Source organism: Rubrilithobacter danxiaensis, from assembly GCF_047272945.1.
Classification (GTDB): domain Bacteria; phylum Bacteroidota; class Bacteroidia; order Sphingobacteriales; family Sphingobacteriaceae; genus Rubrolithibacter; species Rubrolithibacter danxiaensis.
Map to the genome: position 1 here is coordinate 37,718 of NZ_JBKOPS010000015.1, position 22,858 is coordinate 60,575.

The 22,858-nt window shown below is 38.0% G+C and carries 23 protein-coding genes and 1 tRNA gene; 14 read left to right on the forward strand and 10 right to left on the reverse strand.

The genetic code is table 11. From position 1 onward, the window contains the following. The first annotated feature begins 6 nt into the window (after positions 1-6). The gene (locus ACLCDL_RS16060) at positions 7-543 is read left to right on the forward strand and encodes a hypothetical protein (RefSeq protein ID WP_423149424.1); all 537 of its coding nucleotides are present in this window, start codon (positions 7-9) and stop codon (positions 541-543) included. Here ACLCDL_RS16060 and tamL read toward each other — a convergent pair. Beyond that, positions 540-2,879: a translocation and assembly module lipoprotein TamL gene (gene tamL, locus ACLCDL_RS16065; protein ID WP_423149425.1), complete on the reverse strand. Its 2,340-nt coding sequence runs from the start codon at positions 2,877-2,879 to the stop codon at positions 540-542. The genes ACLCDL_RS16060 and tamL overlap by 4 nt on opposite strands. Between tamL and ACLCDL_RS16070 the strand changes: the two genes are divergently transcribed. From ACLCDL_RS16070 to ACLCDL_RS16080, 3 genes are all read left to right on the forward strand, one after another. Further along, positions 2,870-3,610 carry a TrmH family RNA methyltransferase gene (locus ACLCDL_RS16070; RefSeq protein WP_423149426.1) on the forward strand — a complete coding sequence of 247 codons (741 nt, stop codon included), beginning with the start codon at positions 2,870-2,872 and terminating at the stop codon, positions 3,608-3,610. The genes tamL and ACLCDL_RS16070 overlap by 10 nt on opposite strands. A gap of 53 nt (positions 3,611-3,663) precedes the next feature. Next, positions 3,664-3,734: transfer RNA gene (locus ACLCDL_RS16075), tRNA-Cys, on the forward strand. 25 nt (positions 3,735-3,759) lie between these two features. Continuing rightward, positions 3,760-3,939 carry a spore protein gene (locus ACLCDL_RS16080; protein WP_423149427.1) on the forward strand — a complete coding sequence of 60 codons (180 nt, stop codon included), beginning with the start codon at positions 3,760-3,762 and terminating at the stop codon, positions 3,937-3,939. 109 nt (positions 3,940-4,048) lie between these two features. On the opposite strand, the gene ACLCDL_RS16085 is transcribed toward ACLCDL_RS16080, so the two are convergent. Further along, entirely contained in the window at positions 4,049-5,077 is a 1,029-nt protein-coding gene (locus tag ACLCDL_RS16085) for a quinone-dependent dihydroorotate dehydrogenase (protein ID WP_423149483.1), read from the reverse strand. Between the two features lie 87 nt (positions 5,078-5,164). Here ACLCDL_RS16085 and ACLCDL_RS16090 point away from each other — a divergent pair, with 87 nt between their 5' ends. The 4 genes from ACLCDL_RS16090 (at position 5,165) to ACLCDL_RS16105 (ending at position 9,451) form a co-directional block, all read left to right on the forward strand. Continuing rightward, positions 5,165-5,593 (forward strand): VOC family protein, encoded by a 429-nt coding sequence (locus ACLCDL_RS16090; RefSeq protein ID WP_423149428.1) that lies wholly within the window; start codon positions 5,165-5,167, stop codon positions 5,591-5,593. A 69-nt stretch (positions 5,594-5,662) separates the two neighbouring features. Then, positions 5,663-7,585, forward strand: a complete 1,923-nt coding sequence (locus ACLCDL_RS16095) for an ABC-F family ATP-binding cassette domain-containing protein (RefSeq protein WP_423149429.1) — start codon at positions 5,663-5,665, stop codon at positions 7,583-7,585. A 14-nt stretch (positions 7,586-7,599) separates the two neighbouring features. Beyond that, the gene (locus tag ACLCDL_RS16100; RefSeq protein ID WP_423149430.1) at positions 7,600-8,883 is read left to right on the forward strand and encodes a type IX secretion system plug protein; all 1,284 of its coding nucleotides are present in this window, start codon (positions 7,600-7,602) and stop codon (positions 8,881-8,883) included. Positions 8,884-8,935: 52 nt separating this feature from the next. Further along, positions 8,936-9,451, forward strand: a complete 516-nt coding sequence (locus ACLCDL_RS16105) for an acyl-CoA thioesterase (RefSeq protein WP_423149431.1) — start codon at positions 8,936-8,938, stop codon at positions 9,449-9,451. Positions 9,452-9,455: 4 nt separating this feature from the next. On the opposite strand, the gene ACLCDL_RS16110 is transcribed toward ACLCDL_RS16105, so the two are convergent. Together ACLCDL_RS16110 and ACLCDL_RS16115 are read right to left on the reverse strand one after the other, a co-directional pair. Next, positions 9,456-9,953, reverse strand: a complete 498-nt coding sequence (locus ACLCDL_RS16110) for a hypothetical protein (protein WP_423149432.1) — start codon at positions 9,951-9,953, stop codon at positions 9,456-9,458. 16 nt (positions 9,954-9,969) lie between these two features. Then, complete coding sequence (locus ACLCDL_RS16115) at positions 9,970-10,374, reverse strand: EVE domain-containing protein (RefSeq protein ID WP_423149433.1); 405 nt, start codon at positions 10,372-10,374, stop codon at positions 9,970-9,972. Between the two features lie 301 nt (positions 10,375-10,675). Here ACLCDL_RS16115 and ACLCDL_RS16120 point away from each other — a divergent pair, with 301 nt between their 5' ends. The 3 genes from ACLCDL_RS16120 (at position 10,676) to ACLCDL_RS16130 (ending at position 13,920) form a co-directional block, all read left to right on the forward strand. Continuing rightward, positions 10,676-11,113: a hypothetical protein gene (locus ACLCDL_RS16120; RefSeq protein ID WP_423149434.1), complete on the forward strand. Its 438-nt coding sequence runs from the start codon at positions 10,676-10,678 to the stop codon at positions 11,111-11,113. A gap of 273 nt (positions 11,114-11,386) precedes the next feature. Continuing rightward, positions 11,387-12,319 (forward strand): hypothetical protein, encoded by a 933-nt coding sequence (locus tag ACLCDL_RS16125; RefSeq protein ID WP_423149435.1) that lies wholly within the window; start codon positions 11,387-11,389, stop codon positions 12,317-12,319. Positions 12,320-12,378: 59 nt separating this feature from the next. Beyond that, entirely contained in the window at positions 12,379-13,920 is a 1,542-nt protein-coding gene (locus tag ACLCDL_RS16130; protein ID WP_423149436.1) for a vanadium-dependent haloperoxidase, read from the forward strand. Positions 13,921-14,024: 104 nt separating this feature from the next. Here ACLCDL_RS16130 and ACLCDL_RS16135 read toward each other — a convergent pair whose 3' ends face one another. Both ACLCDL_RS16135 and ACLCDL_RS16140 read right to left on the reverse strand, forming a co-directional pair. Beyond that, positions 14,025-14,387 (reverse strand): response regulator, encoded by a 363-nt coding sequence (locus tag ACLCDL_RS16135; RefSeq protein WP_423149437.1) that lies wholly within the window; start codon positions 14,385-14,387, stop codon positions 14,025-14,027. 84 nt (positions 14,388-14,471) lie between these two features. Then, positions 14,472-14,840: a hypothetical protein gene (locus tag ACLCDL_RS16140; protein ID WP_423149438.1), complete on the reverse strand. Its 369-nt coding sequence runs from the start codon at positions 14,838-14,840 to the stop codon at positions 14,472-14,474. Positions 14,841-15,183: 343 nt separating this feature from the next. Here ACLCDL_RS16140 and ACLCDL_RS16145 point away from each other — a divergent pair, with 343 nt between their 5' ends. Next, on the forward strand, positions 15,184-15,891 hold the full coding sequence (locus ACLCDL_RS16145) for an NUDIX hydrolase (RefSeq protein WP_423149439.1): 708 nt from the start codon (positions 15,184-15,186) through the stop codon (positions 15,889-15,891). Between the two features lie 68 nt (positions 15,892-15,959). On the opposite strand, the gene ACLCDL_RS16150 is transcribed toward ACLCDL_RS16145, so the two are convergent. The 4 genes from ACLCDL_RS16150 to ACLCDL_RS16165 all read right to left on the reverse strand — a co-directional run bounded on the left by ACLCDL_RS16150 (position 15,960) and on the right by ACLCDL_RS16165 (position 20,566). Continuing rightward, positions 15,960-18,845, reverse strand: a complete 2,886-nt coding sequence (locus tag ACLCDL_RS16150) for a PQQ-dependent sugar dehydrogenase (RefSeq protein ID WP_423149440.1) — start codon at positions 18,843-18,845, stop codon at positions 15,960-15,962. A gap of 150 nt (positions 18,846-18,995) precedes the next feature. Continuing rightward, positions 18,996-19,871 (reverse strand): 3-keto-disaccharide hydrolase, encoded by an 876-nt coding sequence (locus tag ACLCDL_RS16155; protein ID WP_423149441.1) that lies wholly within the window; start codon positions 19,869-19,871, stop codon positions 18,996-18,998. A 160-nt stretch (positions 19,872-20,031) separates the two neighbouring features. Next, positions 20,032-20,244, reverse strand: coding sequence for a hypothetical protein (locus ACLCDL_RS16160; RefSeq protein WP_423149442.1), 213 nt, complete (start codon positions 20,242-20,244; stop codon positions 20,032-20,034). A gap of 163 nt (positions 20,245-20,407) precedes the next feature. After that, on the reverse strand, positions 20,408-20,566 hold the full coding sequence (locus ACLCDL_RS16165; protein ID WP_423149443.1) for a hypothetical protein: 159 nt from the start codon (positions 20,564-20,566) through the stop codon (positions 20,408-20,410). A 374-nt stretch (positions 20,567-20,940) separates the two neighbouring features. Between ACLCDL_RS16165 and ACLCDL_RS16170 the strand changes: the two genes are divergently transcribed. Both ACLCDL_RS16170 and ACLCDL_RS16175 read left to right on the forward strand, forming a co-directional pair. Continuing rightward, complete coding sequence (locus ACLCDL_RS16170; RefSeq protein WP_423149444.1) at positions 20,941-22,428, forward strand: sensor histidine kinase; 1,488 nt, start codon at positions 20,941-20,943, stop codon at positions 22,426-22,428. Continuing rightward, positions 22,406-22,828, forward strand: coding sequence for a response regulator (locus ACLCDL_RS16175; RefSeq protein WP_423149445.1), 423 nt, complete (start codon positions 22,406-22,408; stop codon positions 22,826-22,828). The genes ACLCDL_RS16170 and ACLCDL_RS16175 overlap by 23 nt, the downstream gene beginning before the upstream one ends. Positions 22,829-22,858 lie beyond the last annotated feature (30 nt).

Below are 22,858 nucleotides of genomic sequence, written 5' to 3' on the forward strand. Positions count from 1 at the left end.
ATTGTAATGAAAACCAAGTTTTACCTGTTACTTCTTTTTGGTATTTTTTTATCGACCGCCATTTCTGCACAAACAGTAGCTATTAATAATTTTATAGTAAAAGAGAATTTACTGAAGAATGAAAAGCTGGCAATTATAGCAGCGGATGAAAATGAAAAGCCTGTTGAGAATGTAAACGGAACTTTTCTTTTTTCAATTAACGGTTTCAGGCAGGAATTAAATTTTCATGACGGAGTTGCCGTTGCTCCTCAGCAGATAGATAAATCGGCATTTATTTATATAAAACACACCAATGATAGCGGCACACACGGCAAGCTATACTACGTACTTAAAAAAAATGAAGATCTGAATCCGATAAAAATCAATTGGGTTCTGCTGGTGGCAATACCTGTAATTTTAATATTGCTGGCAAGTATGTTCAGAAAGTTCCTGCTTTTTGCGGCAATTATTCTTATTGTACTGTTTTTTTTCAACCACTCCAAAGGGTTGGATATTTCCACCTTTTTTGAAACTGTTTTTGATGGTCTGAAATCGGCTTTTTAAAAAGGCATTCCAATACCGAAATTATACTGTATAAACCGGTAGGTATCGGGATTATGTGTTTGTTCGTACTGCGTCTTAAAATCCTGATTGAAGATTTTCTTTATAACCCATTGGTCGGAGCCCTGGAACTGTGGATCTTTTATTTTAATCCCTGCATCAAACCTGAAAACAAAATAATCCACATCAAAACGTAAACCGGCGCCGGCGCCGATAGCTATCTGGTCTAACAGCTTATTTAATTTCAGCTCGCCTCCCGGATTGTCTGCAGCCTGTCGGATACGCCAAACGTTACCGAAATCTGTAAAAGCAGCTCCTTTAAGCTTGGCGCCAAAAAAATCATTTAAAATCTTAAAACGGTATTCGAGGTTTCCTTCAAACTTTATTTCCCCAAGCTGATCCAGATTGCGCAGGTTTTTCCGTAACGTATCATTTTGAAGTACTTCCCTGTTATAATTTCCGGGGCCTAATGTTCTTGCCTGCCAGGCACGTATCCCGCTGGATCCGCCTGCATAAAAATTCTTTTCGAACGGTAAAAAACGATTGTTACCATATGGATAACCGATGCCGGGATTTAACCTCAAAATCAGTTGCCGCTCTTTGCCCAGGTACCTGTACCAACGCAAATCAAGTTCAGTTTTAGCATATTGAATATAGGGCAATCCAAAAATTGTACGTGTTCCGGTAGCAGGATCTTTTCTTAAACCCAGTGTTTTACTGAGAAGGCCCAGCGTATTGCCAGCCATATCAATCAGCCCTCTGAAATAGAGGAAGTTATCATAAGAAGATAAACGCAACGCATTATAAGTAAACGTGTACTGGCTTCCCAGGCTGAAGTAACGCCGGTTATTTGTGTTTACATAATATACAAATCCCGAATCACGTAGGGCTTCTGCTACTAAAGGGTCAAACCGGCCGTCGCGGTATTCAACATTAATGGGTGTTAGCGTATGCAGTTTATAGCGATTTTCTACCCAATCGTAGGTAAGTGAATTAATAAAAGTACGGTTTGAAAACGTGTGCACCTGATCAAAAACCTGCAAGCTGCTTGAAAAAGTGGTGTGAGCCAGGCCATTCATTTCGAGTTTACGCGTATTGAACGGAATTAATAGTTTAGGGAAAATAAGATTGGCTCCCACCTGAAATTCCTGGTTGAAAACGCCTTTGGTATGGGTGTCATAAAGATTTCCGTACCTTAATTTTATCTCCAGTTGTTCTGCTCCCCCAAACAAGTTACGGTTAGTAAAGGTATTACCGATATTAAATCCATTTCTTCCGGAATTAAAGGTGTATTCACCTTCAATGCGGTTACTCATTTTCTTCAAGGGGATAGCCTCTATCTTCGGACTAAGTATCGTACTGTCTTTTGCTTTTACATATTCAATTTTAAGGTTCTTAAACACGTTTAACGAATATAAACGCTCGTAAGTAAGGTTTTCCTTATCCAAATTATAAAGATCACCCTTATTATAAAAAATGTACCTGCTTAAAGCCGAAGGTTTAAACCGGTGGGAAAAATCTCTGAAGAAAAACTGGGAATCAATAGTGGCTGTATCCGGATTTCCATCTTCCAGCCCGTCGCCTTTACGGATATTTATATAGGTATTATTAATGCTGTAAACTTTATGCCTGGTACTGTCAGAAGGATTATCAAGAAATAGGTGTACATCGGCCTGGCTGTTCGATAAATTGCTATCTATTTCAAACCGTACATACTGACGCAGGTAATCAAAATATCCGTTCCTCTTCATTAGCAGGAAAACCTGTTCTCTTTCTCTTGCCAGTGAATCTGCATCGTATCTGCGGCCGGTTTTTACAGCTGTTTCAGGTAATCTGTTAGCAGTATAAAGCTGTCTCATAGCCGAATCTGCTATAGTGTACCTGTAATTCCTGATATGAAAACTTGGGCCTTCATCGGCAGAAAAAGTTAAATGCGCCTTCTTATTTTTTATTACGATATCACTGCTCACTTTTGCATTGAAAAAGCTCTTGGTTTTTAAAAATTTTTCCAATTGGGTACGCGAAATATCAACAAGAGCACTGTCAAGAATATGAGGAGCTTCACCTATGTTTTTAATGCGGTCGGTTCTGTATTTACCGTTCTTTGTATTTACCAGGTTATAAAGCGCCAGATTAAACTTCGAATTTGGCCGGATATCTTTCTGAACGTATTGATAAGCCTGCTCAGAAAATTCTTTGCTGAAGCCTTTAAGCTTAACTTTCGTTACGAGCGCCTCGTCTTTAGATAAAAAGCGGGTAGGCGAACAAGCACTGAAACTAAGCGTTAAAAGTAGTAATATTGCCCTGTTTAGAAAATGCCCTGTAAAAAATGCTTTCAAAATCTCAAATCAGTTTTGTTAATGCTCTCAATCAAAAAAAATACAGAAAAGAACACGGCCTTTTTCTTGCTGAAGGTTTGAAATCGATAACGGAATTTCTTTCCTCAGATTATTCTGTGGAAACCATTTTTGCAAATTCAAGGGCTTTTTCAAAATTGAGCAAATATGCTGAAAAAGTAAAACTGCAGGAAATAACTGATGCAGAATTATTTAAAATCAGTAACCTTACTACACCGCAGGATGCAGTAGCCCTTATTAAAATACCCGCAGAACAGACAATTGAATCAGAAAGCTTTCAAAGAAATTTTACCCTGGTTTTAGACGGAGTACAGGATCCGGGAAATTTAGGCACTATTATAAGAACAATGGACTGGTTTGGCTTTTCTCACCTCGTATGTTCTAACGATACGGTAGATGCTTATAACCCCAAAGTTGTACAAGCTACTATGGGTTCTCTATCCCGCATTAAAGTTCATTATACAGGTATTAAGGCTTTTATACAAAATAGCAAGTTGCCTGTTTACGGAGCTTTGCTCGAGGGGAAATCTGTTTATGAGTACGAATTTCGACTTCCAGGCATTCTGATACTTGGAAATGAAGGCAAAGGAATTTCAGCCGAAATAAAAGAATTAATTACAGATGCAGTTACCATTCCACGGTTTGGCAGTGCCGAATCTTTAAATGTTGCCATCTCTGCAGCCATATTCTGCTCAGAAATTAAAAGAAAATAATTAAAAGTATTGGGCAGGAAGTTTATTTTATTATTTTTGCAGCCTTTAATAATGGTCGGATGGCCGAGTGGCTAGGCAGAGGTCTGCAAAACCTTCTACAGCGGTTCGAATCCGCTTCCGACCTCAGGAAAAAAATAAAAAAGAAAGTCATGGGAGTTACACGTTTAAAAAGAAAAGACAGAAAAAATAAAACGGTATCACGTTTAGAAGTTCAGTTCCTTAAACTGGGGCGCAACATTGAAACCGGAAGCCGCTCTGTTGAATCAAAAACAGGTCAGATTGCAAAAAACAATGCAGTTCTGGCTCAGATAGAAGCACAGTCGAAATAAGTTTAACACACTTAATAATAAAATTCAACCCGGATATTTCGTCCGGGTTTTTTAGTATAAACTCATTTTTGCTAACCAATAAGCTTTAAAACTTTATTGGCTTTCTTAATTAGCCCTCTTTTAATAGCGCTTCGTTTATTCGCTTAATCAGCCCGGGGCCTTCGTAAATAAATCCGGTATATAGCTGGATAAGGCTTGCTCCGGCGTTTAATTTTTCAATCGCATCTTCTGCAGAATGAATTCCTCCGACGCCGATAATCGGAAAGGCTTTTCCTGATTTTTCCGAAAGGTATCTTATAACCTCTGTTGATCGTTTTGTAAGCGGCTTTCCGCTTAAACCCCCGGTTTCTGATTTTAAACTTTCCTGTGATTTTAAATTATCCCGTGAAATAGTGGTATTTGTACCTATTACACCGGCAATCTTTGTTTCAACTACAATTTCCACAATATCGTCTAATTGTTCGTTTGTTAAATCGGGAGCAATCTTTAAAAGTATGGGTCTCGAAATATCGTTCTTCAGATTTCTTTTTTGAAGCGTATTCAGAATATTCTTTAACGGCTCTTTTTCCTGTAAAGCACGTAAGCCAGGTGTATTGGGAGAACTGACATTCACCACAAAATAGTCAACTACATCAAAAAGTGCATCAAAGCATTTAATATAATCACTTACAGCATCCTCGTTGGGAGTGATTTTATTTTTCCCGATGTTACCTCCTATCAGCAATCCATTTCGTTTTACATGTTTTAACCGGTGTGCAGCTATTTCTGCTCCCTGGTTGTTAAATCCCATCCGGTTAATCAGTGCTTCATCCTGAGTAAGCCGAAACATCCGGGGCTTGTCATTTCCCGGTTGGGGCAATGGAGTAACTGTTCCTATTTCCACAAAGCCAAAACCAAGGTTCGCCATCTCTTCCACGTATTCAGCATTTTTGTCAAACCCAGCCGCCAGTCCTACCGGATTTTTAAAAGTTAATCCAAACACGTGTCTTTCTAAACGCGGATCATTTTTTAGGCATATTGCCTTTGTAAGAGCAGATACACCCCAAATCTTGTTCGCGGTTTTAAGCGAACCCGTTACAAAGTGATGGATCTTTTCCGGATCGAAACGAAAAAAAATGGGTTTAATTAACTGATACATGGTGCGAAGATAGACAAAAGTTAAATTCAAAAACCTATCGCATACAGGATTTAAACCCTAATTTTAAAACATCTTAATTTAAAAACAATGAGACAAAAACTAAATCTGATAACACTTGGAGTAGATGATTTTGAAAGAGCAATTAATTTTTATGAAAAAGGCTTGGGATGGAAAAAATCATCGGTAAGCATGGACGATCTGGCTGTTTTTCCTTTAGGAGGAATTGCCCTTGCTCTTTATCCGAGAAAACTCCTGGCAGAAGATGCGCTTGTTGATGAAAAAGGAAACGGATTTTCAGGTATTACTCTCGCCTACAATACAAAAAGCGAGGAAGAAGTCGACCAGGTTTTAGCACTGGTTGAAAAACTTGGAGCTACTGTAGTAAAACCTGCGCAGAAAGTATTTTGGGGAGGTTACAGCGGTTATTTTAAAGACCCTGACAGACATTTGTTTGAAGTAGCTTATAACCCTTTCTGGGAACTTGACGAAAACGACAACTTTAACCTGCTGATGTAAGCTCCGCTTTTCGACCAATCCCCGAAACTAAGCACCCTGCAATTCGTATGGAATTAGTAAATTTGCATTGTGATTGCTATAAACGACTTAACCTTTGAGATTGGTGCAAGGGCATTATATGATGAGGCCAACTGGCATATAAAACCAGGAGAAAAAATAGGCTTAATTGGAGCTAACGGAACCGGAAAAACAACACTTTTAAAGATTATTGTAGGAGATTATACTCCCACAAGCGGTACAATTTCTAAAGCAAAGGATCTTAAAATCGGATACCTTAACCAGGATTTGCTTTCTTATCAGTCTGATAAAAGCATTTTACATGTAGCTATGGAAGCCTTTGAACGGCAGAACCAGCTGCATACAGAAATTGAGAACCTGCTTAAAAAACTTGAAACTGAGTATACAGACGACCTTCTTCACAAACTGAGCGATAAGCAGCACGAGTTTGAAGCGCTGGACGGCTATAATATTGAATACCGGGCACATGAAATCCTTGCCGGGCTAGGTTTTGCCGACGAAGATCAGCATCGTCCTTTGGCCGAGTTTTCCGGGGGATGGCGCATGCGTGTCATGCTTGCCCGAATCCTGCTTCAGGCACCGGATATTTTGTTGCTGGATGAGCCTACCAATCACCTTGATTTACCTTCCATTAAATGGCTTGAATCTTATCTGCAATCTTTTGAAGGAGCGATTGTGATTGTTTCGCACGACAGGTATTTCCTGGATCGTGTGGTAAAAAAGATTGTTGAATCTCGTAAAGGAAAACTTATTCCGTATGCTGGCAATTATAGTTTTTACTTAGAAGAAAAAGCTTTACGCGAAGAAATACAAAGCGGGCAATATAAAAATCAGCAGGCTAAAATCCGACAGGAAGAGCGCCTTATTGAACGTTTTCGTGCCAAAGCAAGTAAGGCTAAAATGGCACAATCCCGTATTAAGGCCTTAGAAAAAATGGAACGCGTAGAGGATGTGGATGATGATAATCCGAGTGTAAACTTCAGCTTCAAATTCAGTAAGCAATCGGGCAGGCACGTAGTAAGAATGGAACATGTAAGTAAAGCTTATCCTGATTTACAAATTTTGAAAGATGCACATGCTGTTATAGAAAAGGGCGATAAAATAGCATTAATTGGTGCAAATGGTAAAGGAAAATCTACTTTACTGCGAATTATTGCAGGCACGGATAAGTCATTTGAAGGAATGAGCGAAACAGGCCATAATGTAACTACAACCTTTTTTGCACAGCATCAGCTGGAATCACTTCACCTGGAAAACGAGGTTTTAAGAGAGCTTCAGGCATTTGCTCCAAAACATACAGAAACAGAATTACGCTCAATTTTAGGATGTTTTCTTTTTACAGGAGATGACGTTTTTAAAAAGATCAAAGTACTTTCGGGAGGAGAGAAATCTCGTGTCGCATTAGCAAAAGCACTTACCGCTGATGCAAATTTCCTTATTCTGGATGAACCTACCAATCACCTTGACATACAATCTGTAAATATTCTAATTCAAGCGTTACAACAATTTCAGGGTACTTTAATTGCTGTTTCTCACGACCGGTATTTTTTGGACAACGTTGCCAATAAGATTTGGTACATTGAAAATCTACAGATCAAAGAATATCCGGGTACGTATGCAGAATATGAAGAATGGCAGGCAAAAAGGCCAGCTGTTGTTCAAAAAACTGTAGCAGCAGCTCCTAAAAAAGAAGAAAAGAAGCCTGAACAGAAGCCGAAGCAAGATAATGGGGAAGATAAAAACAAGCAGCTAAAAAAAATGAACCAGGAGCTCCAACAAATGGAAGATAGAATTGCTGCTTTAGAGAAAGAAGTAAAAATTGCAGAAACAGAGCTTGCAGAAGAAGAGATTTACAGTGATAAATTGAAATTCCAGGAAGCAAACAACCGCTACCAGAAAGCAAAAGAAGAACTGGAATCGGTACAGGCGGATTGGGAAAAGCTTGCTGATCAGATCCTGGAATTAGAATCGTAGAATTACATCAGGAAATGGGAAAACTACTTGCAATTATTGCACTGCTTTTGGCTACTTTTTCTATTTCTGATGGCCAAGGAAACAACAACAGGAGCTTATTACGATACGAAGACTTTGTATATCTGCCCGAAATTAAAACCGTCCGGTTTTATAATCAATCGCAGGAGCAATCTTTCCCTGTACTTAACCTAGGGAGCCCTGATAAATTAGTTTTAAGCTTTGATGACTTGAGAGTAGGAAGCCGTAATTTCTCCTATACAATTGAACATTGCGATGCAAACTGGAGCAGCAGCAGGTTATCTGCTATGGATTACCTGGAGAGCTTTACCGAAGACCGGATAACAGATTATCACTATTCATTCAATACATACCAGAAGTTTACCCATTACGAAGTAAGCTTACCGAACTTTAATATAAAACCTAAAATTTCGGGTAACTATCTGCTAAAAGTTTATGAAGACAATGATCAGCGTAAATTAGTTTTAACACAACGCTTTTATATTATAAATCCGCTGACAACTGTTTCGGCAGAAATGGTTCCAAGCCCCAATATAGGACAAAGAGAAAAGCAACAGAAGATAAACCTGGTTGTAAGTACCGGTCAGTTGCAGATTCAAAACCCCTATATGGATGTAAAAACGCAGGTGATGCAAAATGAAATTTCATCTACATCACAGCTTGTATTACGACCAAATTTTCTGCGGCCAAATCAATTGATCTATAACGATCTCCAAAGCCTTATATTTCCGGGAGGCAATGAGTTCAGACGCTTTGATATAAGAAGCCTCCGTCTACAGTCGGAACGAGTTGCAAATATTTACCGTGATACATCTAACCGCGTTTATCTTCTCCCCGATGCAGATCTTAGCACTGCGGCATACGCGTTTAACTTTGACGAGAACGGAAAATTTTATATCCGTAACCAGGATGGCCGTGATAACCGTACAGATGCTGACTATGCTTTTGTTAACTTCATTTTAAATGCTGAAAAACCCTCCGCTAAAGGAAACGCTTATATAGTTGGAAAATTTAATCAATATACCTTAAGAGCAGAAAACAGATTGAGTTATGATGAAAGCCGGAAACAATTTTTCGGTTCTCAATTGCTGAAGCAAGGTGTGTACGATTACCAATATGTTTGGTCGGAAAATGATAAAACAGTCGATTATACAACCTTCAACGGATCATTTTACGAAACACGTAACTCCTATCAAATCCTGGTTTACTACAAAAAACCGGGGGCAAGATGGGAAGAACTGGTAGGATTTTCTGAAATAAACACAGCGAACAGAAGGTAGCGTTCCGTAAAATCGCTTTACACGAATCACCCTAAAACCTTACATTTAAACTATGAACGGAAAAGCAGCAAAAGAGTCATTCGTAACTATGAATGAGCTTATTCTTCCCAACGATACCAATACGTTAAATAACATGATGGGAGGACGCCTTTTGCATCTGATGGATATTGCGGCAGCTATTTCAGCGCAAAAACATTCGAATAATATCGTGGTAACTGCTTCGGTTGACAATGTTTCTTTTAAACATCCTATCAAATTAGGAGATGTGGTAACTATTCAGGCGCAGGTTTCCCGAACCTTTAATACCTCGATGGAAGTAAAAATTGAGGTATGGGCACAAAATATACCTTCGGGAACAAAAGTAAAATCCAATGAAGCTTTTTACACGTTTGTAGCGCTTAATAATGAAGGAAAACCCATACGGGTACCCGAATTGATGCCGGAAACTGAAGAAGAGCGCTTACTTTGGGAAGGAGCATTACGACGCAGACAATTAAGGCTGATACTGGCAGGAAAAATGAAGCCTAACGAAGCTACCGAACTAAAAGCACTTTTTGTAATAGATTAAAATCCTACAATTTACTTAAGGAGTATTTTCTCAGCTCGAGCGATACCGGTTTGAAACTTTCGAGCTTGTTAACATTTTTATACGTTTTTACTGCGGTAAAAGAATTAATCGTTCCAACAAGGGCAGCCCCAGACAAAGCCGAAGAAACAATAACTACCGGAAGTATAATCGGACTTGTATTGCCCTTATCTTCCTGAATAGTATACGCTGCAAGTCCGCCTGCTAAACCAAGAATACTACCTGCAAGTAAACTTTTATTTTGAGCATTGTATTTTTTTATACGGATTTTACGGACGGTATCAGCAAGAAAATATTTAGAAGTTTTATGAAAACGGATGGTCAGGCCTTTCTCGTCAACCCGTTCTAGAATTCCCTTGTATCTTTTACCGCTTAACGGACGCACAATAGCATTATAACGCTTTGCCTTATATTGAGCATGGCTTTCCTGTGCAACAAGGAATGAAGAAAGGAATAACAGGATAGTGCAAATTTTCAATAACATAATCCAAGATAAGATTTTAACCTGCTAATTCTAAAATCCTGTCAAATTCCTCGGGTTTTAAAGGCATTACTGATAATCGTCCCTGCCTTACCAGCGAAACATCTTTCAACCGATCATCTGCTTTAATCTGCTCGAGCGTAACCGGCTTTTTTAATGTTTCTACCGGAGACAAGTCTACTACTACCCAATTGGGATCTTCAGTAGTGGGGTCCTGGTAAAATTCTTTAACTACTTTGGCTATTCCTACCACACATTTTCCTTCATTGCTGTGATAAAAAAGAACTAAATCCCCCTCCTTCATTGCCTTCAGGTTATTTCGGGCCTGAAAATTTCGAACACCATCCCAAAAGGTACGTCCGTCTTCATTAAATTTCTCCCAGCTGTATTTATGCGGTTCAGATTTGACTAACCAATAGTTCATTTTATTTTTAATACTTACGTATTTTTCTTAATTAATTATTCCTGCAAAAATAAATTTATTGGGCCAAATGAGAAATAAATGTTGTTTAACCCATGATGGGCCTTTAAAAGGAACCTAACTACCTGAGTTAGATTATTTTTCAACATTTTAAGTCGATTGCAGAATTTAATAAAAAAGATTATATATTCGGGTATTGAAAAAAATAACAACAATATTGTTACTTAGTATCCTGCTGTTCAATATAGTGGGCTACAAGATTATGTTCTTTTATTTGAACATAGCTTCAGATGTACGTATGGAAATGTCTATACAAGATATATCTGAAAGTGACACACGATTAGTTTCAATTAAAATCCCTATTAATTTACCATATCTGTATGATTGGAAAGAATATGAGGATGTACGGGGAGAAATAAGTTATAAAGGAGATACATATAAATGTGTTAAACGTAAAGTTTACCGGGACTCTCTGGTTTTACTTTGTGTAAAGAATACGGAGAAATCGAGAATTCAAAAAAAGAGTGATGATTATTTTAAGAAAGTAAACTCCCTTACCGCTAATTCTTCAAAAAAATCCGGCTTTAAAGAATGTAAGGCAGATTATTTTCAGGAAGTAAAAGAACATAAAAATACACTTAGTCATATAGAACACGCACACAAATATCTTTCATATAAAGTTCTGCAACCTAAAACAGGACATCTACATTCAATTTCAATCCCTCCTGAATCAGAAATATAGTTAGAGTGCAGGCATACAATAGTACCAGAACTTTGCTTCTGAGATTATTGGATTAAATCCGTATGTGCCAGGTCACTAAAAGACCATTTTCTAAATGATCGATGATTTTTGTATTGAAAAACTATGACCAAAAATATGGCTATAAATCAATACGCGTACTAACCAATTATTATATGAACGGGAGAAGTAATGCTTATTCAAAAGGGGTTTCGATAGCTGAAGCCTGAATAAATCAGAACATTCTCTCAATCATTTGACTAACCATAATACAAGATGAAAACATTTTTTAAGCCTTTATGCGGCTACCTTTTAGCTATTCTTTCGTTTTATTCTGTTTCAGGCAACGCTCAAACAGAACAAGATGCTTTAATGATGCCGGAAAATCGACTGTGCGTTGCAGGAACTTTTGGCTACAATAGCTGGACAAACTATTGGGAAGGCACATTTAAACGCAACAACGATAATATAGGGCGCTTATCTACAAAATCCGCCATGGTCATGCTAAATTATGGGGTAAATAAAAACCTCAATCTCCTGGCCTCTCTTCCCTTTGTTTCTACACACGCCAGCAAAGGAACATTGAGCGGGCTTAATGGATTTCAAGACCTGGGATTTTTTGTAAAATGGCGTCCGGTAAGAATTGAATCAGGCAAACAAAAGTTTTCGGTTTTTGCTGTTGGAGGATTTACAGCACCAACAAACAAATATAACGTCGACTTTATGCCCATGAATATTGGTATGGGTTGTAATGTTTTAAGCGGAAGATTAATAGCTGACGTACAAATCAATAAAATCTATGCAAGTTTATCAGGTGCCTATCTTTTAAGAAGTAATGTAACTATCGACAGAGATGCTTATTATACTGACCACCTCATAAATTCTGACAAAGTAAAAATGCCCAATGCCGGAAACTTACAAGTTAGAACTGGCTACAGAAGCAGATTCTTTATCGCCGAAGCATTTCTGGATAATATGACTACGATAGGAGGATTTGATATCCGAAAAAACGACATGCCATTTATCAGCAATAAAATGAATACTACCAATACAGGCTTGGAAATGAAATACTATTTGCCAAAACTTTCGGCTTTAGGCTTTCATGCAAGTGTATGGCACACTATAGCGGGACGAAATGTAGGACAAGCTACAGGAATGATGGCAGGAGTTGATTATGCATTCAATTTGAAAAGATCCATAAAGAAATAAACTACCTATTTTATAACGAAGATTTTTAAAAAAATCTCGCACTCAATATTAAAAAGAAAATGAAAAAGAATTTTACATACCTGATAGGCATTTGTGCTATACTAATACTGTCTTGCAATAAAGACATTGTTGAATCAAATGCTAATTTGCCCACATTATCTCCTTCAAGCCTTGACCTTAGTGCAAGTGAATGGAAACCGTTTATTGTTACCTCAGCAACAGACTTTCCTATACCTGCACCATCAGATATTAACAGTGAAACTTATCAGGCTGAACTAAAAGATCTTAAAGCTAAAAGTGAGAACTTAACTGCAGAACAAAGAAAAATCATTGATTTCTGGAAAGTTGGAAGTGTTTTAAGATGGAACGAAATCATGCGTGAATTAGTAGCAAAACACAACATCCCACCCTATCAAAACGAAGATGGCACTTATCCGGCCCCAAATGCTAACAATCCATTTTCTTATCCTATATTTCCATTTTCAAACCCTCCATACGCGGCAAGAGCTTATGCGTATGTTAGCGTTGCGCAATACGATGCGCTGATAATGGCGTGGAAGTTTAAGAAACAGTACAATCGTCCTGCCCCTTATAATATTGACGGCTCCATTAGTGTGAGTATTCCTAAAAGTGAACTTCCCTCCTATCCTTCAGAAGACGCTGTAATTGCAGGAGCTTCGGTTGAGTTAATGAAATTACTATTTCCGGCAGATGTTGATTATATAACAAAAATGGCGGAAGATGAAAAGAATTATCGTATATGGAGTGGCGCAAATGTAAAAAGCGACCTTGCTGCCGGAGATTCTTTAGGAAGATGGGTTGCCCGTAAAATTATTCAGCGAGCGAAAACGGATGGCATGGGTGCTTCTGGCGGAAATCAGGCAGTGTGGACAAAATTGGAAGAAGACTGCAAAGCTAAAGGAGAAACTCCATGGATATCACTTGAATCGCCAAAACGCCCCCCTATGCTGCCTTTATTTGGCAATGTAAAGCCGCTATTGTTTGATGCTTCAATAATCCCAAGCCTGCGTCCGGGGCCTCCACCATCTGCTAATTCAGAGAAAATGCGAAAAGAATTGGATGAAATCCTGGATTACACCAAGAATCCCAGCAGAGAAAGAATGCGCATAGTAAACTTTTGGGCTGATGGGGTAGCAACATCAACGCCGCCGGGGCATTGGAACGCTATTGCAACAGTGGAGTTCGTTAAAAATAACTACAGTGAAATCCGCTTTGCCCGTAACTACGCTTTACTAAACAGTGCTATGATGGATGCAGCAATAGCATGCTGGGATACCAAATTTTATTATTTTAATCCTCGTCCCTCTCAATTAGATCCACGGATTAAAACATTAACAGGAGTTCCTAACTTTCCTTCCTATATTTCCGGTCACGCTACCTTTAGTTCGGCTGCGTCCAAAATACTGGGTTTTCTACTTCCTCAACGTGCAAAAGATTTTGATGAAATGGCATTAGAGGCATCTAACTCACGAATGTACGGCGGTATACATTACCGGGCTGATTGCGATGGAGGATTTGAAGTTGGAGAAAAAATAGGTAGTTATGCAATAAACAGAGCTAAAAGCGACGGTTCAAATTAGCAAAAAATAAGCTCCAGTCCCCCTGATAGTTTTCAAGGGGGACTTTTAAAAGGCGTATAAGTTCAACGACGCATCCTCAAACAAGCTGTACTAAATCTATTTAATCAGGCAGCCAGCTGCCTTTCAATGTGATCTATTAACGTGTAAATACTGAAAGGTTTCGGAATAAAGTCTTCTGCTCCTGCCTCCTGGACAGTGTCGGCAATACTTGAATAGGCAGAGATCATGATAACAGGAATATCATGGGTTTTTGCATTTGCCTTAATAACGCTGCATATCTTTCTTCCGTCTTCCTCACCTATATCAACATCCATTAATATTAAATCGGGCTTAATTGCCTCGATCTTATCCAAAATTCCCTCTGCTGTTGGAGAAGTAGCAACCTTATAACCTTCTTCAGAAAGTATTAATTCCAATATCTCCAAAATATCATTCTCATCATCCACGACCAATATCCGCTTATCCATAACACAAAATGATTTATCAGAACTCTAACAAAGACTGTGCTAATCTGTAAAAGACGAAAAAGAAAGAAGAGAAAAAGCTTTAGCTTAATTTATATTTTTTACAATAGTGGAAGAAAATTCAGCGTTAACGATAACCTGATAACGTTTATTATTCTGCCTGTAGCTATCAAAAACATAATGATGCTTTTTGGGCGAATTCAGCTTGTTTAATGCTTCGTAGGGATTAGGACAGCCGCAAGGTTCAACTATTGAAATATTAGGAGGCATTTTAGTAGTAATATAAATATGATCTACATATTTATTTGAAGCTATTTTTTCGTGCACTACACTATCAATGCTTAACATTCCAACCGGAACTGAACTTTGGTCGCTGTCTTTATCGCAGGAGGCTACAACAAAGGTTAATACAAATAAAGGGAATACAAATAGTTTTAAAGTAGAAAATTTTTTCATAGTAATTGATTTAACGTGGACTGTAAAGTTATAAAAAAGAATAAAATAAAATTAAAAAAATAAAAACAATTCATAACGTAATATGTATGAGATTCAATAAGTTAATAAACATAAAACCAGAAGAAAAGTTTTTTAAAATAAAATTAATATTTTCGTTACAGTAATTTATATTAATCAAAAGAAGATAAGACATTCTGCCTTCTTAAAATCAATGAATAACAGTTCGATGCTTTTTAATAAATAAGATCTTCAAATACTGATCAAGAGTGCAAATGCTAAAGTTTATTGGAGTACTTTTTTTATATTAGCTTCGAGTAAAACCTTTTAAGAGTAAATTAACAGCATGCTGAGATACCAGGGCCAAACGCGAATATTGGTTGCGATAGATTGTATAATTTTTGGATTTGACGGAGAAAATTTAAAGCTCTTGCTGATACAAAGAGGGTTTGAACCACGAGCCAGGGAATGGAGTTTAATGGGAGGTTTTTTGCAACCGCATGAAACATTGAAGGATGCAGCTGTCAGAATTCTTGGATCGTTAACCGGTTTGGAAGGCGTTTATATGGAACAACTTCACGCATTCAGTGACCCAAAGAGGGATCCGGTTGAGCGGACAATTTGCATTGCCTACTTTGCGCTGATCGATATAAAGAAATACGAAAAACAATTAAAAGAAGACTACCATGCCGAATGGTTTTTATTAGATGAAGTTCCGGAATTGATTTTTGATCATAACGAAATGGTTGAGCGAGCTAAAAAGCAATTGCGTTATAAGGCGGCCCTCCATCCTATTCTTTTCGAACTGCTCCCGGAAAAGTTTACCATTCCGCAATTACAGGACTTATACGAAGGCGTATATGGCGTCAACCTGGACAGTCGCAACTTCAGCCGTAAATTGCTTTCCACCGGCCTTCTAATCAAAACAACCGAGAAGGATAAATCCTCTTCAAAAAAAGGAGCCTACTATTTCCAACTGGATAAAAAACATTATAAAGAAAACTTTGAGGCCTTCCTCACGCTTATACCCAATCCGGATAAACTAATCGCTTAGTTTCTTTTTATACATAAATGACGATGTCCCAAAAGCAGGACATCGTCATTTATGTATTTATTATGCTGTTATTTGTTTTTGAAGTTGATTTCAAGCATTTGCATAATTATCTGGTTGTCTTTCGCTTTATCATTTTTGAAAACGAAGTAAATAGTATGCCTTCCGTCTGCAGGTTGCAGAGGAGCTATTACTTCTTTTGCCATCAGCCTTCTTATCATCGAAAAATCGATCTTTTTAGGAGGTCCGCCTTTGTTTGGCCCTTCAGCTTTAGCTTTTGTTCCGGGTTTAGCTTTTCCTCCTCCCATGTTTTCCATAATACGGGCAAAATTTACGGCCTTAGGTACAACCGTTTCTGTCTGACCGATTAATTTACCTGTCGGCGAGTCCAGGTGCACCTCAATAACCCCTCCCAGAGCACCTGAATTTGGTGAAGCCTGAACGAGAAAGTCAATTTGCTTAATACCCGTAAGGTCTAAATTATTATAAGCAAGATGTGAGTTATTACCCGTCATAAAGAATGACCTGGAAGGTGTCGTCATCAACTGAGTGCCCTTCTGAATATCAGCCTTCTCCGGATCTAAAAGTGGATTACGAAGGGCTACGATGCTTTCTGTAGAAAGCGGCGGCATTACCGATGTTCCTTTATCTGTATAAGCTGCTCTCAATAAAAACCCTCCTTTTCCGTTTTCACCTGCAGGCACCTGGGGCACATAACTGCCTGACAATGGCAGTGATTTTGCAACAGCTTTCTTTTCTGTAAGGCTAAGAATATACTTCACCATAGTTTCTGCTTCCGGCTGCGTTATTTGCGGATGGGCACTCATGGCATGCTGCCCCCAAACCCCGGAACCGCCTGTTATAATTTTCGTAGCAAGGTGAGGAACAATCTCTTTGTCTTTCTTATATTTCAAAGAAACAGCGTTAAAGCTAGGGCCGATAGATGTTTTATGTATGGCATGGCACGATTTACAATCGCTCGAATTTATAAGACTAAGCCCTGCTGAGAACCCTGCTTTTTCATCAGCCGCCACATGGTTCTGGGCAATCGCTATCGGGTCAAAACCTTCAGGTACATAGTCGAAGTTTACCGATACTACATCCTGACTGATCTTTCCGTTCTTTACACTGCCATCTTCCTTATCGCTTACACTTATTGCGTACTGAATAGGTTGATTTGGAAAAAAGAAACTCTTATTTCCTTTCAAAATATCAACAGATACTACCGGAGGCTCATTGCCAGCCTTCAATTTCAAGGTTTTACTATTCTTCTCGCCTTTGGTATCTGTTACTGTTAAAGTTGCCTGGTATACTCCAGGTTTGTCTAAAGTTAATACCGGGTTTTCTTCGGTAATTGTTTTTATTACTTTATTGCCCAGATTTATCTTCCACTCATATTTTAATTCTCCTTTATCGTACTTATCATAATCAAGAGTACCTTTAGATGAAAGATTTACTTTAAACGGAACAGCTCCCGCAAGCTTATTTGCCGATGCCTCTACAACAGGTTTCCTGTTTCCGGCATTATATTCGATACGAACAAGTGCTGAGTTTGCATTTCCACGGAACCAAGAAGATCCATACTCCAAAACATATAGATCTCCTTCAGGGCCAAATTTCATATCAATAGCACTGCTGAAATTCTCTTTAGGAAGAAAGCGCTCCATTGATTTATAATCGCCATTGTCATCCATGGTAACCGACATGATCCAGCCCCGCATGAAATCAACGATCATCCATTTGCCTTCATAATAGGCAGGAAACGGCCGTTTAGCACCTTCAAAATCTGCCTGTCTGAATACCGGTCCTCCTGTTGCACTTCGTCCGGAACTTCCAACAAGGGGAAATTCTTCAGATGTAGAATATGGATAATAGATAAATGCTTTTTGAGGCTTAGGAAGATTTTTTAAGCCGGTATTATTTGGTGAATTGTTTACCGGATTATTTACGTCAAACTTTCCGTGAAAAGAACTGTCGGCATAATTATAATCTACATACGGTTTGTTATCGGCAATAAAATAAGGCCAGCCAAAAAAACCTGCCTTACGTGCCTGGTTAAATTCATCGTATCCGCGGGGACCGTAAACTGTATCAATTGAAGCATCAGGACCAACTTCTCCCCAGTAAAGATAGCCTGTTTTACTGTCAACAGATACTCTCCATGGATTACGATCGCCCATAACATATATTTCGGGACGTGTTTTTGCTGTTCCTTTCGGGAACAAGTTCCCTTCAGGAATGCTATAACTTCCATCATCTTCGGGATGTATCCGCAAAATTTTACCCCTTAAGTCGTTCGTATTTCCTGCAGAACGCTGATCGTCTGCATTTTCATGTCCTGGTCTTTCATCCAACGCAGAAGTTCCCACGGCAGGGTTAGCAGTATTATTTCCTACAGTCAGGTATAAATTTGCCTCTTTGTCAAAAACCATTCCGCCCCCTGTATGGCAGCAAATTTCCCGTTGAGTACCTACTTCCAGTACGATCTTTTTTGACGACTCAACTAATTTATCGTCCTGTAGCTCCCATCGTGCCAATACGTGTTTGGTTTCTTTAGGATCAGCGTAATACATGTAGATCCAATGGTTTTTTTCAAAATCCGGATGTGCTACAATACCCATCAAACCCTCTTCAGCTTCGCTGACCTTGCCTTCCTTACTTGTATACTTTGTATTTACAGGTATGGTAGCAATTGTTTTCATCAGGTTTGTTTTCGTATCGAAAGACTTTAATGCACCTTTCCTTTCAACAATTAAAACTCTTCCGTCTTTTAAAAAAGCCATTTCCATTGGCTCATCCATTCCCTGTGCAAGCACAACTTTCGTAAAACGGTTTTCTTCAGGAGGTTCTGAACTTGTTTCTGATCTTTTACAAGCAAAAACCATGAAAATCAATGCGGCGAAAATCAACGCAACAAAGTGCCCCGATTTACATTTTAAGAAGTTTTTTAGGTTCATTTTGGTTAATTAAATCTTAATTGAAGATAGTAATTCTTGAGGCATTAAATGTAAATAATTGAAGCGCGGTTTGTATGCCCTAATCGACTGTTAGTTTATTTCCACCGATGAGGGGGCGAGTTTTATCTATAACGATAGAAGTAAATGTAATTATTTTTTACAATCACATGCTCCTGCTGCAACAAAATACGGGCGGTATCTGGGGCATTTTGGATTCATACATCCTTTTAAATTAAGCAGTTCCACTTTTCTGAATTCAACAGGATGACTTTCTGCCTGCAATGCAATGTACCCTTCCTTAAGAGGGGTTCCTATCTTTTTAGCCCAGGCTCCTTTTAAGTAGCGCTCCATATCATCACCTGTTTCTCCAATTTTAGGATTTTTATAGCTTAATACAACCTTACCATCAATCAGGTGCTGAATGAGAGAGTCGCCTAAAACCAGTGCTTCTACTGTAACCCACTGATCACCCTCGTATGTTTTTGATGAAGAGTTTATGCAATGCTGCATGGTAACATCCCCATTCATTTCTACATAGGTGCCGGGAGTACATAAATTGGCGGTCGCTCTGGGGCCATCCCCCAAACCGCCTAAAACCTGAATTTCAAGTGAAACGGGAAATTCCTGATCTTTTGCAAGCGTACTAGCTGCCTGTGAGTGAACCATTACGCCACTGTTACGCACATCCCAGGAAGGGCCTCCTTGTAACTGCTCACCTACAAAACGGTATTCGAAACGAAGCTTATAATAAGAAAAAGGCTTCTTATAATAGATATGCCCAAACTGATTGGTAAATTTATTGTACTGATCGTAGCTTACTTTTAGAATTCCGTTTTCAACCCTGAAAGTATTACCGTAGTTCTCATTCAGGTTATAGCCGGTAATTTTTATATCCCAGTCTTTCAGATCCTTCCCATTAAACAGTTGAATCCAGTCTTCTTTAACTGAATTTTGAGAAAAAGCGATTGAAGGAAACAAAACAGCACAAAATAACGATGCGGCCAAAAGCAGTTTAAAGGAATTCATGACGTTTTATATTAAGGATTTCTTAAAGCAAACAAACGGAAATTCTTCCAGCAAAAAAATGGAAGATAAAATAAAAGCAACAAACTTCCCTTAAGAAGAAGCAGTTCTTCAGGTACTTTGTTTCCTTATTTTAATTGATTTAAGAAAAACCGCAATAAATTCAGGCCTGCTTTTCGGGCACAATCATAATTTCTCTTTTTGACTTGCAGTCGAAACCGATATTATTTTCTTTCAATAATTCGGTTACTTCTTCATACTCTGCATCCCGTGAAGTCAAAATCCGGTCGTTTCGTTTAAGTGATGTGCTGAGATCGGCATAAATAGCTAAGTGCATAAAATCCTGGTAAGAATACTTAACGGTTACTAATTTCATAGGCTTGAGTTAACAATCGGTATACTGTTATTTACAACAAAGCACTGTTCTTGTTGTAAAAAAATTAAAAAAGTTCGTCTATTACCGATTTTAAGGCATGAATACAATGTTTAGATACTCCAGTAAGTACTAAACTGCGTTTATTAAGATAATGGATAAGTTACTAAAAAAGAGTTTTTAAAAAAGCTACAAGTCGCGAAAGCGGATTTTGATTTACAGGAACTTCGGTAAATCTTCCGTCTTTTAAAATCATTATTCCTTTCAAATCTTTTCCTGATCCGCTAAATAGTTCCCGAAAAATAGCACTGATTTTCTGATTCATTTTTTCTTTAGGTATGAGACCTTATACGAGCAACTCCGTTTAATGTTTCATTAAAAAGAGATAAACATTATTTTTTGATACCATCCGTATTTCATTTTCTGCACAATTTCCAATAGTATTCCTAACAACAACGTTACAAAATGAAATTAGTATTTACAGCCCGAAAATTTCTTATATTTAGATGCGGAAAATTTTGTTTTAATCTTCAAACAGGCTCTTATTTACAAAAATAAGGGCTTGTTTATTTTATCAGGAAAGGCTCCTCAAACCGCACAAAGAGGGCTGTAATCTTCAAACTTATTTACATTTTTGTAAATTACCGGCTTCCATTCAAATGAATGGATTAAAACAACCAGTAATCAGCATTGCATTTAATGAAAATAAAAACCAAAATTTTTCTTGCCTTTATTTTTATTCTTGCACTTTTTGCCTTTACAACACTGATTAATTACCGGCTTACCCAGGCTGTAAATTATAATACGGAATGGCTTCGTAACTCGCAGGAAGTTATAAGAAACTCCAGCCGGCTGCAGCGAAATATTCTGAATATGGAAAGTGCAGTTAACGGTTATGTTCTAACCCAGGAAAACAGCTTTTTAAATATTTACCGGGGCTATATTAAAGAAAACGATCTGTATCTGCAGGAAATCAGGAATTACATCGGGAAACCGCAGAAAGTGAGGCTAAACAAAATAGATACACTTTACAGAAAGTGGATAGAAATATACGCCAAACCCTACATAAGGGCGGCCAATGATTCATCCACATCTCAGCGGTTGCCTGAAGATTTCAAAAAGTTAAGAGATCAGAACAAGAAAGGCAAAGAATTTCAGAATGAACTTGAAGATGAGTTTAAAGCATTTAATGATTATGAATATTCAATAAGGGAAGTGAGAAGAGCGGAACTGGCTTCGTCTATTGCCAGTACACGAACCATCACACTGCTGTTAATGATCTTGTCGCTTGTAATAGGTATTTCTGCCGTTTATTATATCACCAGTATTATCTCTAAAAGAATTTCGGGAATGGTAACGCTGGCCGACCGGCTGGCAAAAGGCAACTTCAATTCGCTGATTGAAGACAATTCAAAAGACGAAATGAGTTCTCTTTCTTTATCTCTCAACACCATGGCATCTATATTAAACGATACCATTACCAAATTGCAGCGAAGAAACGATGAACTTGACAGTTTTGCCTATGTGGTATCGCATGATTTAAAAGCGCCACTGTTAGGTATTGAAAATTTATCCCGCTGGATAGAAGAAGATATGCCTGATAACCTTCCTGATGATATTAAAGAATTTCTTTTACTGATGCGGCTACGAATACAGCGAATGGAAAACCTGATAGACGGAATCCTGGAACTGGCTCGTGTAGGAAGAACAAAAAGCCGGGCTGAAGAAGTAGATGTAAACACCCTTCTTAATCATGTAACTACTATTCTCAATCCTCCAAGGAATATGAAAATAGAAATTCAACCGGGGATGCCAGTAGTTACGGCAGAAAAAATATATTTGGAGCAAATCTTTACAAATTTAATTTCAAATGCAATAAAATACCACGATAAGGAGTTGGGACTTATATCAATTACTTTTAAAGAAACAGAAAAAACCTTCGAGTTTTCTGTTAAGGATAACGGCCCGGGTATAGAACCGGAATACCACGATAAGATATTTCTTATATTTCAAACTTTAAAAGAAAGAGATTCATTTGAAAGTACCGGTATTGGCTTAACTATTGTTAAAAAAATACTCGACGACAAAAATTGTTTTATTAAACTGGCCTCTAAACCGGGTAAAGGCTCAACCTTTACATTTAGCTGGCCTAAAAATGTAAGTTATGGTGAATATTCTACTAGTTGAGGATGATCAGTTAGATATTATTAACGTTGAAAGAACTTTAAAAAAAATTAATCTGCCCGTTCGTTTAAATATTACCAAGAACGGACAGGAAGCACTTGCTTTACTTAAATCGGATTTAAGTGAAAGTTTACCCGATGTTATCCTGCTCGATATCAATATGCCAAAAATGAACGGACTGGATTTTCTAAAAGCAATACGCCAGGATGAACATTTAAAAAGAATCAGTGTATTTATTTTAACAACATCGAGTGAACCCGCTGATAAAGAAACATTTCAGCAATTAGGGATAACAGGTTATATTATAAAACCTTTAATATTGAGTGGTTCTAATAAATCAAAAGACAGCTTAAACCTGTTAATTGATTTATTAAATGTAAGTCAGTTTAACAGTCGTATTTAAAATTAAGTAAGTATAATGGCAGAATTAGTA